This window comes from Metabacillus sp. RB-C-LZQ-3-1 (assembly GCF_058315175.1).
In genome coordinates this window covers 111,649-123,738 of the sequence record NZ_JBZFLI010000006.1, presented here as the reverse complement: position 1 = coordinate 123,738, position 12,090 = coordinate 111,649, and the positions used below count along the sequence as shown (strand labels likewise).

Genomic DNA, 12,090 nt, shown 5'->3' with positions numbered 1-12,090 from the left:
CCTTTAGGAAAGCACCCTTACACTTTTACTAGTCCTTAAACTGTTCATCAATAAAAAAAGCTAGATAGGGTTTTCCAAAACTATTTAAACTGACCAAATAATAAATGATCCCTACTAAGCCGACAATAACACCTATTAATCCTGTGAAGGTAGCAAGTAGTAATAGCAAATACTTTGTGACTCTCATGGCAAAGCTCATTTCGTTAATAGGAATCACAAAGTTAGAAATTGCAACTGCAGACACAATAATAATCATAATATTACTTACTAGACCCGCCTCTGTTGCTGCTTGTCCTAAAATAAGTCCACCAACGGTTGTAGCAGTTGGGCCAATCGCTTTAGGCAATCTAATACTAGCTTCTGTTAGCAATTCCATCATGATAAGCATAAACAATACTTCAATATATGCTGGATATGGGACAGACATCCGACTTCCTGCAATTGATAATGCAAGTTGGACACGGAAAAACTCCGGGTTAAAAGCAGTTATCCCCACATACATAGCCGGCAGTAATAGCGCAGTTCCTAACCCCATATATCGTAAAATGACTAAAAACTTTGCTATCCAGGAAGGTAAATAAAGGTCATCCATTGAACTCATAAAATCATAGAAAACAGATGGCAGAATTAATGCAAACCTCGTCCCTTCCATAATGACGATAATCTTACCCTTTGAGAGATTATAGGCAATCCGATCTGGACGTTCTGTTATAACAATGGTTGGGAATAAAAAAGACCTATGTCTAGTAATCATTCTTGATAATTGTGAAACAGATTGAATAACATCCTTATCAATTTTACCTAATCTTTGGTGTAACTCTTTCAAAACTTCAAGGTCTACTTCCTTAGCATCATATAGAAGCTTTAATCCCATCTGCGATTTATTTCCAATTTTCCTATCTTCAATTGTCAGAGACGATTGATGATATCGATGCCGTATAATATTCAAATTTGTTTCTAAATCTTCACTTAATCCTGTTTGAGGACCTTGTATAGTTGTTTCAATTGTTGTATCTGGAATTGTTTTGTTAAGATAATTTTTAACCTCCAGGGTTAAAATAAAATGATTTAAAAAAATTAGGACTGAACCTCTAAGTAATAACTCAACAGGATGGTCCCCATCCTCAATTTGGCGGATGCTGGATAATGATAATAAATAATCTTCATATTCCTTTTTATCTCTTTCCTCAAAAAAAGGTACATAAAGATCTTTATGTATTTTCTCACTATCACAAACGCTACTTATATACCACAACTCGCAGACTGTCCCATTCGCTTCAAGCATTTGGTTCACCAAATCAGGAGAACCATGTAATTCATTTTTTATAAGGTCGGTGATTTCTTCTTTAGATCTATTCATAGCTGAAACTCCCCACTTGGTCATCCTAGAGTATAGACTTTGCTCTAAATTGGAAAAACATACATATAACTCTAAGCCTTTACATTACTTCCTTATTTATGTATAGATCCGTTCATAGATAACACATACTACCAACATCTATGAATGTTGGAGGGAAATGAAATGAAAAAGTTCTTTATAGTAAATCTTGTTTTCCTTTGTTTGTTATGTCAAACAGTACAAGCTGCACCACCACAAGAGGAAGTAAACCAAATCCTATCAGAAATAAATTGGTCACATCAACAATTGATTGATTATCTCGGTTACTATGAATTAACTCTTGATGACTTTGAAACTGGTGAAGATCTACGCATGATCCTCGGAACTCCTATTACACCTGAAAATTTAGCGGAGCTTTTACATCAATATGAAATCACTAGACAAGAAATGGATGTTGTCCTAGCTGAATTTGGAGAAACACTTGAAGATTATAACTTTATTGAAGACCTTGATGTAGCCTTAAGTTTTTATTTAGATCATGATGGTGAAATGGCTGAAATAGAGGAATTCTTATCCTTAATCGGGCTAACAGAGGAAGAAGTAGATGCCCTGTTTACTCATTTCATGGAATTAGATGAAAAGAAACTAGAACAACAAATGGAAAACATCATGACTCGATTAGATCCTTACTTAATGATGGATGATATGACAGAATTAACAGAAGCTCAACAGGATGAATTAATCGCTGTTTTTCAAGAAATAATGGAAAGTCTACACCTTAAAGCACAATTTATATTAATAGATGACAATCAAGTAGAAACGAACGTTACATTTAAACAATTAATGAATATGGAGGAACTGTATCATAACGATCTGCTTATTTCTCTTTATAATCTTCAAGGTGATCTTATCTTAGATATGCGTTTATCTGAGGATATGCTTAGCTCAGAGTTTTTTATTGAATCTGGAATCGAATTTGCCGAACTAGGAAATTTAGCTGGGGAATTAACGAATGAGTTGCATGACCGATTACCGGATACTTCCTCATCCTTATGGGGAAATATGTTATTCGGATTTATCATCTTATGTATCGGTATTACTAGTTTCTTGTTAACAAAAAAAGTGAAACAGGTACAGTAAATGCTCACACGATTTATTCCATATCTTTCCTTGGGATTTATAATTGTTGGATTTTTAATAATTATGTATCAATCCTATTGGTTATCAATAGGGTTTCATAACGAAGTTGAGCAAGAAGTGACCGCATCCTATCCATCACCTAAAAATGGAGAGTCATTGAAAACAACTGCTCCCCTTACAGTAGGTGAAAAGATCGGTGTTCTAACAATTCCCAAGCTAGACAGAACTCTTCCTATTTATGAAGGAGTTGAAGAAACAACATTAAAAAAAGGAATTGGCCATATACCGTCAACCCCCATACCTGGCCAAAAAAGTAATTCTGTTTTAGCTGGTCACCGTGATACATTTTTTCGTGGTCTTGACCGCTTGAAAATAGGTGATACCTTAATCGTTACAATCACAAGCGATTCATTCATCTATAAAATCAAGAAAATCCGAATTGTTGAAAAGGATGACCAGACCGTTATCGTTCCAAAGCCAAGAAGTACGTTAACTCTTATAACATGCTATCCATTTACCTTTATTGGTCCTGCTCCACAACGATATATAGTTGAAGCACAACGAATAACAAAGCCAAAAATTGAACAATCCATAAATCCAGAAAGCTAAGAAGAGAAATGGTCCCTCTTCTTTAGCTTTTTTTCTATGCCGATTCGTTTTTTATGCCATTTACTGATAAGCTCCCTAAAAATTGGCATACTAAATAATACTATTTTTAGGGAGGACTCATAAAATGACGACAAAGGAACAATTATCCATTTTTGCTTTAGGTGGCGTGAATGAAATCGGAAAAAATATGTATGTAGTCCAATATTCAAATGAAATCTTTGTCATTGATTGCGGAGGGAAATTTCCTGATGAAAGTTTATTAGGGATCGATCTAATTATCCCAGACCTTACCTATTTAGAGGCTAATAAGGATAAAATTAAAGCACTTATCGTGACACATGGTCACGAAGATCATATTGGCGGCATCCCCTATTTTCTAAAAAAATTGAATGTTCCTGTATATGGAACACGTTTTACCTTAGGATTAATTGAATTAAAATTGAAGGAGCATAACCTTTTAAGAGATAGTCAACTAATCCAAATTGAATCTACATCACTCGTTTCTTTTGATCAGGTAAAATTGAGTTTTTTTAAAACAAATCACAGTATTCCAGACTGCCTAGGGATCGTTTTTCATACTCCAGAAGGAAATGTTGTACACACAGGAGATTTCAAGTTTGATTTAACACCTGCGAATAACGAGCATTCAGATATTCACAAAATGGCTGAAATCGGTAAGCAAGGCGTTCTTGTGCTATTATCTGAAAGCACAAATGCAGAACGCTCAGGCTTAACTCCCTCTGAACAAATGGTAGGTGAGCATATGGATGAGGCATTTATGAAGGCAAAGCGAAAAGTAATCATTTCTACATTCGCATCCAATGTAAACCGTATTCAGCAAGTTGTTGATGCTGCAATAAAAACAAATCGAAAGCTGGCATTACTCGGAAGAAGCATGGTCAATGTTATCGATGTTGCCATGGAACGCGGTTATGTAAATATACCAGAGGGAATGTTGATTCAACCTCAACAAATTCAAGAATTCGCCCCTGAAAATGTGGCAATTCTCTGTACAGGAAGCCAAGGTGAGCCGATGGCTGCGCTTGCCAGACTTTCAACTGCCAATTATCGTGATGCAGAAATACTTGCAGGTGATACAGTTATTTTAGCCGCTTCACCAATTCCTGGAAATGAGAGAAATGTATCTCGAATTATTGATAACTTGTTTGCACTAGGAGCTAAGGTAATCTACGGATCTGGAAGCTCAACTGGCATGCATGTTTCAGGACATGGATATCAGGAGGACTTAAAGCTTATGTTAACGTTAATGATGCCTAAATATTTCATTCCTATCCATGGAGAATACAGGATGCTCCATCAACACAGTCTATTAGCTGAATCAGTTGGAGTAGAAAAAGGCCATACATTTATTATAAACTTGGGAGATGTTGTTGACATTGAGAACCAAGAAGCACGTCAAACGAGAAAGGTTCCTGCGGGCAATACATATGTCGACGGAATAGGTGTTGGAGATGTAGGAGACGTTGTCTTGCGTGATCGTAAACAACTTTCAGAGGATGGTATGCTTGTAATCGTTGTTACATTAAGTAAAACCGATCGAAGCATCATCTCTGGCCCTGACACGATTTCAAGAGGGTTTGTATACGCAAGAGATTCTGAAGCATTATTGAGGGACGTGAATCGTCAAGTCGAAAGAATTATGAAGGACTTTCAGAAGGAACGAGTACATCAGTGGAATGTCATGAAACAGAATATTAGAAAAACATTAGGCCAATACCTATATAAACACACGAAAAGAAAACCAATGATTCTTCCTATTATTATTGAAGTATAAAGAGGCAGTTAAGAACTGCTTCTCAGTGTGTAGACAATGTAAAATTGCTGACCCCATCAGACTGATTGCTAACGCTTGCCTTTCGAGGCACGAAGCCTTGTGAAGAGCGGAGTTACCGGGGTGGTAATGAGCACCGCAGCAAGGTGAGTAAAGAAGAAAGAAAGCGTTTGTCAACAGTCTGAGAGGCAGTTAAGAACCGCTTCTTTCTTTTTTATTTTTTATCAACTCTACTATGACCATTTCGATATATACTGCTAAATATTCATCTTTCACCGGGATTTTAACAAGGTTCCTCTTCTCTCTACCTCCTAATGAAGAAATTAACTTATGATTTAATCAACACTATCAAAATAAAAAACTTATTCCCTCTTACTATATTGACTTTCACTATAATACTCTTTATAATATTACACTGTTTGTTATTAACATTTATGAATTTAATGAATAAACTATTGAATCATCGGTTATGAGAGGAGTGGAGAAAATGTATAAACTACTTGAAGCCGATCATCGTTCTAATAATCCTGATGAACTAAAGGAAGAATTAGAGGATCTGGAGTTTCAGGTGTTTCGCATGCAAGATAATTTAAAAGAGATTGCTAAAAAAAGTAAAGTATTAGGGGTTGACCAATCAAAGGATGAAAACCTTGTGATTGTTTACACACCCGAAGACGATCAATCATGTAAAATTATGTTATGTGATTGCGAAACGTCCTATAAAGGAAAATGGGATTTTTCGATTCAAGCAACTTACTCAGATGAAAATACGATTCACATCGGTGACATTAAAGGTCCAGCTGATAAAGGATACGGATCAATCTGTATGGATTATTTAAAAGAGCTGGCAATAGAGCAAAACATACCTAAGATTACTGGTGATATCGCTGAAAGAGACTGGGATCATGTTGACCGACTTGTCCATTTTTATAAAAAAAATGATTTCCACGTTAAAGTGAATAATAAAAATAAGTCAGGCGAAATCATTTGGGTATCGAATCGATAAAAAGGAATGGATCATTTTGAATCAGTTCATGTCTTCAACTGAATCAAAATGATCTATTTTCGAAAGTTAGAAAATTTGGCCGCTAACACCCCACTTATACGATCATCCTTACATTTTTTATTCAGCATCAAAAAAACTTTTCAAAATTGAAACCTTCCTATATCATTATCCGTAATACATATATATCAAAAATAGTTAGATAACTAGGAGGAAATTGGCAGCATGTTAAAAAAATTATTTTCAGCAATGGTAGCACTTACTTTACTACTCACACCCGTTGGCGGCTTTTTGCTAGGAGATCAGGTTTCAACTGTCCAAGCAAAAGGCTATAAATCGGGGAAAAAATCTTTTAATTCTAATACTAACTCTAATAGTCCTTCTTTATTTAAGAAGGATGATACGCAACAAAAATCTTCCACTACAACAAATAGTAAGACAACAACCAAGCCTAAAACTGGCGGAATTATGAAAGGTTTATTTTTAGGTGGACTTGCGGGTTTACTACTTGGCGGTTTATTAACGAATCTTGGGGTTTTAGGTTCCATTATCGGCTTCATCATTAATCTGTTAGCTATTCTGGCGGTTATCTTCATTATTCGGAAGATTTTCACGTATTTTATGAAAAAACGCAAGGATAAGGAAGAAGCCGCATGGGGCAAATAAAAATTTCCGAGCAAGATATTGTAAATGCATTATGCTTACACATTGCCTCTAAAAAACAAATTAAACCTCAAGAGGTTGAAATCGAGTTATTGTATGATGATGAATATGGTTTTTCTGCAGAATCCTATGTATATGATCGCAAACAGGTTTTAATTACCGCTAATATCATTGAGGCACTAAGATTCTGGCTTGAAACTGAAATGAACATTGACCCTTACTCAGCAGCTATTGAGCTTGTTTTAGATGATAACGAAGGGATTATCGCTTATATTAAATAAAACAGAGTCAATATTAGACTCTGTTTTTTTACATCATAAAACGGCTATACTGGTGTTAGAAACTATTATTCAAAGGAGCTATTCACATATGAGGTCCCCAAATATCCTTCTTATCGGTTCAGTTATTACTGATATTGTTTTAATTATCTATCTTTTTACATTAATTGATGAAATCGGAATTGGCTTGGTCATTTTATTATCAGCTCTTCTTTTAGGAGGAACTTTTCTTACCTATAAATTAATGTCTAGAATATAAAGTGAAGCTTCCATCAGTGGGGGTTTTCTTCATCCCCACTAATGGTTAGTCGAACCAATCGGACCTATACGGGCAGTTATCACCTACCCGCCTACTTTGTTTATTCATAAGCTTGAGGTGGGGGTTTTACTGCCTGTTAAAAGTATCGGATAAATTTGCAAACATTTGTGAATTGGAAGATTAGGCTTATTTAAACCATTCACCTTTGGCAACACTTACCACATTACCTCCTACATGTATCGAATATTCACCATTTTTTTCTTCCGCATTAATATAGATCAAAGACTCTCTCTGAATCTCATACCCTTGTTCAACTTTAATCGTAATCGAAGAAGAATCAAAATAACGATACTTAAGTAAATAGCCTGCTAAACAACCATTTGCACTGCCTGTTGCAGGATCCTCCGGAATTCCAAACACATCTACAAACACACGAGCATTTAGATGATGGTCTTGATGATAAGTTTCCCTGCTAAATACAAGGATCGCCTTGGCTCTAGTATTTTCTGTCAAAGCCTTTAGTTTCTCAAGATTAACCCTTGCTTTCTTCACCTCTTTTAATCCCTTTAATGGAACAATAATAAAAGGCAGGCCTGTTGATACATCTTCAATTGGGTAATCTAGATCAAAATCCGAAATATCTAAATTCAACACTTCACTAAGTTGTTGACATGATAAAGTTTGATCAAAAGTAGGTGAGTTTTGCTTCATCCAGAGAATTCCTGATTGATCAAATGTAACTGGAATATCTCCGACCTTTAGTTTTAATACAACTTTTCCTTCCTGATTTTTCATGATTTTGTTCCTAATGATATAGGACGTTCCTAAAGTTGGATGTCCTGCAAATGGAACTTCTTCATTCGGAGTAAAAATTCTTACTTGATATCCACCATTTGCTTCCTCAACTGATTGTATAAACGTTGTCTCAGAAAAATTAATTTCCTTCGCAATTTTCTGCATTTCTTCACTCGATAAATTCCCAATATCCATAAAAACTGCTAGCTGATTTCCTTTATATTTTTCTTCAGCAAATACATCAACTATGTAGTAGATCAAATGAAACTCTCCCTTTTTTTGAAAACTATACCATACAAAAAGAAGAAACTTACTTCTCACTAATCAATGTCCTAATTCTCCAGATAAAAACGTTGGGTCAATCATATTCCATATATTTCTACAATTTTAAAATTAAAACAGTTAAAAACAAAACTCTGTAGTTAACATAAAATACAGAAATCCTCTAGAATGCTAAAAGTGCAAAACCCCTTAAAACTTCTCATAGACTTTTATATTTATCAGGATTTAACGTGTCATTTCTGATTGAACATAATAGTAAAGAAGTTTTGCTGTATTCTCTAGTGAAGCTGTATGCGTTCTTTCAAAGGCATGTGAAGCATCGATTCCCGGACCAATTAACCCATGAACAAGATCATGTCCAGAGCGGATAGCAGCTGAAGCATCTGATCCATAATAAGGATATATGTCCACTTTATATTGAATATCATTCCGTTTCGCCAGCTCAATCAGTTTTTTCCTTAACCCATAATGATAGGGTCCACTCGAGTCTTTTGCACAAATTGAAACTGTATATTCGTCTGTTGCTTGCCCATCTCCAATTGCTCCCATATCCACTGCCAAATACTCTACTGTTTCATTAGGAATATTCGAATTACCTCCGTACCCTATTTCTTCATTGTTTGAAATAAGAAAATGGGTCGTAAATGGCAGTTCTATAGATTCAGTTATGATTTGCTTGATTAATTGTAACAGTAAAGCAACACTTGCCTTATCATCTAAGTGACGAGATTTAATAAAACCGCCTGGTGTAATCTCTACACGAGGATTAAACGAAATAAAATCTCCTACTTCTATTCCTAATTCACGTACATCTTGTGCATTATTTACTCTTTCGTCAATTCTAACTTCAATGTTTTTCTGATTTCTTTCAAGCTTCCCTGCATCTTTATAAACATGAACAGATGTCTGATGCATCAATATAGTTCCAGTGTATATTTGTCCAGTTAATGTTTCAATATGACAATATTCACCTTCAATTGAGTTATAGTTAAACCCTCCAATAAGGTCGATCATTAACCTCCCGTTTGCCTTAATCTCCTTTACGATCGCACCTAATGTATCAACATGAGCAGTAAGTATACGATGCTGGGTATTGTCTCTGCCTGGAAGGGTAACAAGTAACCCCCCTTTATGGTTTCTTTTCATCTTCACATGGAGTTCTTTTAGATAAGACTCCACAAACGAAATAACTTTATCGGTATTTCCTGAAGGACTAGGGATTTCCACTAATTTCTTTATTAATTGAAGTGTTTCTTTCATGATCATATCTCCTTTTATGAAAATCTCGTGCTGAATAATATTGTATCGTAGTTTTGAAAAAGTACAAATTGATTCAAGTTTGATAATCCGGATAATTTTTCTTGTCATGGGAAACATTATAAGTAGTTTTTAAACTTATGATTAAAAGGAGCACTTGATTATATGGATTTACAGCATAATATGGAATTTAAACTAAGCGGAAACTTTTTGCCGAATATTAGCAATTCTGACAGATTGAAGATTCTTGAGGTCTATGATGAAAGTGTTGTCATTCAGATGAACAACTCAAAAAGAAGAGGTGTTTTTCCAAAAGATAGCTTTCATTATTGGATTAAACGCAAATCTTTAATTGCTATTCATGAGGAAGAGAAAAAGACCTCATAGTGTTTAATTATTAAAATTGAAAAAGGCCTGAATAATTCAGGCCTTTTCCTTCGGTTATCTTATAACCAAGCAGCACCAACAATAATCAATAGAATGAACAATACAACGATTAACGCAAATCCTCTACCATATCCATATCCTCCACCATATCCGTAGCCACAGTGTCCATAACCACCATATCCGTACATGAAAATTCCTCCTTTTTATATTATGATCGAAATCAATAATAAACTAGTACCCAACGTAAGCAGAGCCCACAATAATCAGTAATATGAATAACACAACGATCAAAGCAAAGCCACCACCGTAGCCATAACCTGGAGTTGCACCACCCATTTACAACACCTCCCTTTCGTTGTACTAATACACTATGTATTTGGATATTTGTCCGTAAGGGCGGATGCACAGTTCCTATAAAAAATTTTTATTTGAATATTCTTGAACTCAACCCGTTTTGTTTGCTAATTTGTTAGAAATCATTTATGAATGAAAGGGGGAATCAATGCTAAAATGAATATAGAAAAGCGTGAGTGGCTAAACGCTTTCTTACTTAATTTGAATACAAAGGATGATTTGATGAAAAAAATAATACTACTTATTAGTGTTCTTTGGATGCTTCCATTAATGGTCTCTGCCCACACTACCTTATCTAATTCCACTCCTGCTGAAGGTGAAGTAATAACAGAGGAAATAACAGAGGTAAAGGTTGAATTTGCTGGAGAAATTGAAAAACAGAGTACACTTGTCTTAATGCAAAATAATGAAGAAATCTCATTTAATTCCATTACAGTTAACGAAAAAGGGCTTATCGGCACAGTAGCTACTCCACTCTCCAATGGTAATTACATATTAACATGGAAGATCGCAGCAAAAGATGGACATGCCATGACAGGTGACATTCCATTTTCGGTCGATATCCCTAAAACTGAGGAATTACCATTAACTAACACTGAAAACTCAGAAGAGAAAGAATCGGAAAATGAAACATCTGAAAAAGATGTCGAACATGCAGAAGATGAGACGATTGAAGAACCTCAAAAAGATGTGACAAACTCAAATGAACAATCAAACAATTCAACGTTTGCTACCCTATCAGTTATTGTTCTAATCCTCTTATTAAGTGGTGGAATATGGGTTCTATTTCGTAAAAAGAGGTAAAACATGAATCAATTAATTCCAATAACAGAGTATGTAACCTATATGCTTTACTCTTATTTAGTCGGGTATATTTTTTTACAATTTATACCACAGTCTTGTAAACCAGTGATAAGAGTGTCAAAACAAAGCTTATTATTAAGTGTTCTAGGTATTATTGTGTTAACATTTCTCCCTGTTGTTCAAGTGATCTCTTTCTTTTCACAGGATGGGTTGTTTAGTTTAACAGCCTATTCAATTTTAACGGAGTTTCAGGTAGGTATCGCTTGGATCTATGGAAGTTTTTTCGCTGTTTTGTTATGGATGACAATATATGTAGAAGGACCAAAATACCTGCAGGCATTTTTTATGCTTATTATGATCTTGTCGGCAGGCTATGCAAGTCACGCTTCAACACTCGATGCTTGGCCTGGACTACTTTCACACTCTATCCACTTTTTAACCATCACAATTTGGTTTGGAGTACTCCTCCATGTGGGTTGGTTAGCAAAGTCTATGAAAAATTGGCATGCTTTTCTTCGCTGGTTTACTCCGTTATCAATAGGATTGGTTGTCATTTTAACGATAACAGGAATCAGCTTAATGCTATTCGTGGTCGAACCTCGAGATTATTTGAATTCATGGGTTTTATCATACGGACAAATGCTTTTACTTAAGCATATCAGTATTATCCCTATCCTTGCTTTTGGATTAATAAACGGCTTTCTATCTCGAAAAACTAAACAAGATGAACAATTTAATCCGCTAAAATGGGTCCAAGCGGAGTCCTTCATCCTAATGATTGTCTTTTTTATTACTGGAGTTTTGGGAACACTGCCACCACCACATCAAGTAAATGCAACCTTTCTACAAGAAGGACCTGCAGGTTGGATTCAACCTTTATTGGGTCAAAATATTGAAGCCCCATTTGTCGTTCAATTCAATATGGCAGTACAATCAATTGTTTTACTTATTATTGCTATGTTATTTGTGATGATGATGATTGTTAGTTTCTATAAAAAAATTTCTCCAATGATTGCTTTAGGCTTTGGAATTGCTTTTATCATTTCTACTTACCTTGGTCTAATGTTTTCAATTGTGATTCGTTAATTAAAAAACAAAAAAAGCGCAAGTGACTTGGTCACCCTAGGT

The 12,090-nt window shown here is 35.2% G+C and carries 15 protein-coding genes; 10 read left to right on the top strand and 5 right to left on the bottom strand.

Translation table 11 applies throughout. The features are described from left to right. Nucleotides 1–28: 28 nt before the first annotated feature. Nucleotides 29–1,360 carry a spore germination protein gene (locus AC4GZ8_RS11685; protein WP_491082023.1) on the bottom strand — a complete coding sequence of 444 codons (1,332 nt, stop codon included), beginning with the start codon at nt 1,358–1,360 and terminating at the stop codon, nt 29–31. A gap of 162 nt (nt 1,361–1,522) precedes the next feature. Between AC4GZ8_RS11685 and AC4GZ8_RS11680 the strand changes: the two genes are divergently transcribed. The 7 genes from AC4GZ8_RS11680 to AC4GZ8_RS11650 all read left to right on the top strand — a co-directional run bounded on the left by AC4GZ8_RS11680 (nt 1,523) and on the right by AC4GZ8_RS11650 (nt 7,083). Continuing rightward, complete coding sequence (locus tag AC4GZ8_RS11680) at nt 1,523–2,479, top strand: processed acidic surface protein (RefSeq protein WP_491082022.1); 957 nt, start codon at nt 1,523–1,525, stop codon at nt 2,477–2,479. 63 nt (nt 2,480–2,542) lie between these two features. After that, entirely contained in the window at nt 2,543–3,088 is a 546-nt protein-coding gene (locus AC4GZ8_RS11675; RefSeq protein WP_491082021.1) for a class D sortase, read from the top strand. 124 nt (nt 3,089–3,212) lie between these two features. Continuing rightward, on the top strand, nt 3,213–4,883 hold the full coding sequence (locus AC4GZ8_RS11670; RefSeq protein WP_491082020.1) for a ribonuclease J: 1,671 nt from the start codon (nt 3,213–3,215) through the stop codon (nt 4,881–4,883). A gap of 484 nt (nt 4,884–5,367) precedes the next feature. Further along, complete coding sequence (locus AC4GZ8_RS11665) at nt 5,368–5,886, top strand: hypothetical protein (protein WP_491082019.1); 519 nt, start codon at nt 5,368–5,370, stop codon at nt 5,884–5,886. Between the two features lie 222 nt (nt 5,887–6,108). Continuing rightward, nucleotides 6,109–6,549 (top strand): hypothetical protein, encoded by a 441-nt coding sequence (locus AC4GZ8_RS11660; protein ID WP_491082018.1) that lies wholly within the window; start codon nt 6,109–6,111, stop codon nt 6,547–6,549. Continuing rightward, a complete protein-coding gene (locus AC4GZ8_RS11655) occupies nt 6,537–6,827 on the top strand; it encodes a YxcD family protein (protein ID WP_491082017.1) in 291 nt (96 codons plus the stop codon). The genes AC4GZ8_RS11660 and AC4GZ8_RS11655 overlap by 13 nt, the downstream gene beginning before the upstream one ends. A gap of 88 nt (nt 6,828–6,915) precedes the next feature. After that, nucleotides 6,916–7,083, top strand: coding sequence for a hypothetical protein (locus AC4GZ8_RS11650; RefSeq protein ID WP_491082016.1), 168 nt, complete (start codon nt 6,916–6,918; stop codon nt 7,081–7,083). A 186-nt stretch (nt 7,084–7,269) separates the two neighbouring features. Here the strand turns inward: AC4GZ8_RS11650 and AC4GZ8_RS11645 are convergent, their stop codons facing one another. Next, a complete protein-coding gene (locus AC4GZ8_RS11645) occupies nt 7,270–8,139 on the bottom strand; it encodes a PhzF family phenazine biosynthesis protein (RefSeq protein ID WP_491082015.1) in 870 nt (289 codons plus the stop codon). Nucleotides 8,140–8,385: 246 nt separating this feature from the next. Further along, nucleotides 8,386–9,426: a M42 family metallopeptidase gene (locus AC4GZ8_RS11640; protein ID WP_491082014.1), complete on the bottom strand. Its 1,041-nt coding sequence runs from the start codon at nt 9,424–9,426 to the stop codon at nt 8,386–8,388. A gap of 156 nt (nt 9,427–9,582) precedes the next feature. Here AC4GZ8_RS11640 and AC4GZ8_RS11635 point away from each other — a divergent pair, with 156 nt between their 5' ends. Further along, nucleotides 9,583–9,804 carry a hypothetical protein gene (locus AC4GZ8_RS11635; RefSeq protein WP_491082013.1) on the top strand — a complete coding sequence of 74 codons (222 nt, stop codon included), beginning with the start codon at nt 9,583–9,585 and terminating at the stop codon, nt 9,802–9,804. A 59-nt stretch (nt 9,805–9,863) separates the two neighbouring features. Here AC4GZ8_RS11635 and AC4GZ8_RS11630 read toward each other — a convergent pair whose 3' ends face one another. After that, nucleotides 9,864–9,992, bottom strand: coding sequence for a YjcZ family sporulation protein (locus AC4GZ8_RS11630; protein WP_491082012.1), 129 nt, complete (start codon nt 9,990–9,992; stop codon nt 9,864–9,866). 43 nt (nt 9,993–10,035) lie between these two features. Further along, nucleotides 10,036–10,140 (bottom strand): YjcZ family sporulation protein, encoded by a 105-nt coding sequence (locus AC4GZ8_RS11625; protein WP_491082011.1) that lies wholly within the window; start codon nt 10,138–10,140, stop codon nt 10,036–10,038. A gap of 174 nt (nt 10,141–10,314) precedes the next feature. Between AC4GZ8_RS11625 and AC4GZ8_RS11620 the strand changes: the two genes are divergently transcribed. Continuing rightward, a complete protein-coding gene (locus tag AC4GZ8_RS11620) occupies nt 10,315–10,962 on the top strand; it encodes a copper resistance CopC family protein (RefSeq protein ID WP_491082010.1) in 648 nt (215 codons plus the stop codon). A 3-nt stretch (nt 10,963–10,965) separates the two neighbouring features. Further along, nucleotides 10,966–12,048, top strand: coding sequence for a copper resistance D family protein (locus tag AC4GZ8_RS11615; RefSeq protein ID WP_491082009.1), 1,083 nt, complete (start codon nt 10,966–10,968; stop codon nt 12,046–12,048). Nucleotides 12,049–12,090 lie beyond the last annotated feature (42 nt).

What these genes read in the sequence shown, in the direction of transcription:
- AC4GZ8_RS11685 (WP_491082023.1), bottom strand. Translation starts at nt 1,360, where the DNA reads ATGAATAGATCTAAAGAAGAAATCACCGACCTTATAAAAAATGAATTA.
- AC4GZ8_RS11680 (WP_491082022.1), top strand. Translation starts at nt 1,523, where the DNA reads ATGAAAAAGTTCTTTATAGTAAATCTTGTTTTCCTTTGTTTGTTATGT.
- AC4GZ8_RS11675 (WP_491082021.1), top strand. Translation starts at nt 2,543, where the DNA reads ATGTATCAATCCTATTGGTTATCAATAGGGTTTCATAACGAAGTTGAG.
- AC4GZ8_RS11670 (WP_491082020.1), top strand. Translation starts at nt 3,213, where the DNA reads ATGACGACAAAGGAACAATTATCCATTTTTGCTTTAGGTGGCGTGAAT.
- AC4GZ8_RS11665 (WP_491082019.1), top strand. Translation starts at nt 5,368, where the DNA reads ATGTATAAACTACTTGAAGCCGATCATCGTTCTAATAATCCTGATGAA.
- AC4GZ8_RS11660 (WP_491082018.1), top strand. Translation starts at nt 6,109, where the DNA reads ATGTTAAAAAAATTATTTTCAGCAATGGTAGCACTTACTTTACTACTC.
- AC4GZ8_RS11655 (WP_491082017.1), top strand. Translation starts at nt 6,537, where the DNA reads ATGGGGCAAATAAAAATTTCCGAGCAAGATATTGTAAATGCATTATGC.
- AC4GZ8_RS11650 (WP_491082016.1), top strand. Translation starts at nt 6,916, where the DNA reads ATGAGGTCCCCAAATATCCTTCTTATCGGTTCAGTTATTACTGATATT.
- AC4GZ8_RS11640 (WP_491082014.1), bottom strand. Translation starts at nt 9,426, where the DNA reads ATGATCATGAAAGAAACACTTCAATTAATAAAGAAATTAGTGGAAATC.
- AC4GZ8_RS11635 (WP_491082013.1), top strand. Translation starts at nt 9,583, where the DNA reads ATGGATTTACAGCATAATATGGAATTTAAACTAAGCGGAAACTTTTTG.
- AC4GZ8_RS11630 (WP_491082012.1), bottom strand. Translation starts at nt 9,992, where the DNA reads ATGTACGGATATGGTGGTTATGGACACTGTGGCTACGGATATGGTGGA.
- AC4GZ8_RS11625 (WP_491082011.1), bottom strand. Translation starts at nt 10,140, where the DNA reads ATGGGTGGTGCAACTCCAGGTTATGGCTACGGTGGTGGCTTTGCTTTG.
- AC4GZ8_RS11620 (WP_491082010.1), top strand. Translation starts at nt 10,315, where the DNA reads ATGAATATAGAAAAGCGTGAGTGGCTAAACGCTTTCTTACTTAATTTG.
- AC4GZ8_RS11615 (WP_491082009.1), top strand. Translation starts at nt 10,966, where the DNA reads ATGAATCAATTAATTCCAATAACAGAGTATGTAACCTATATGCTTTAC.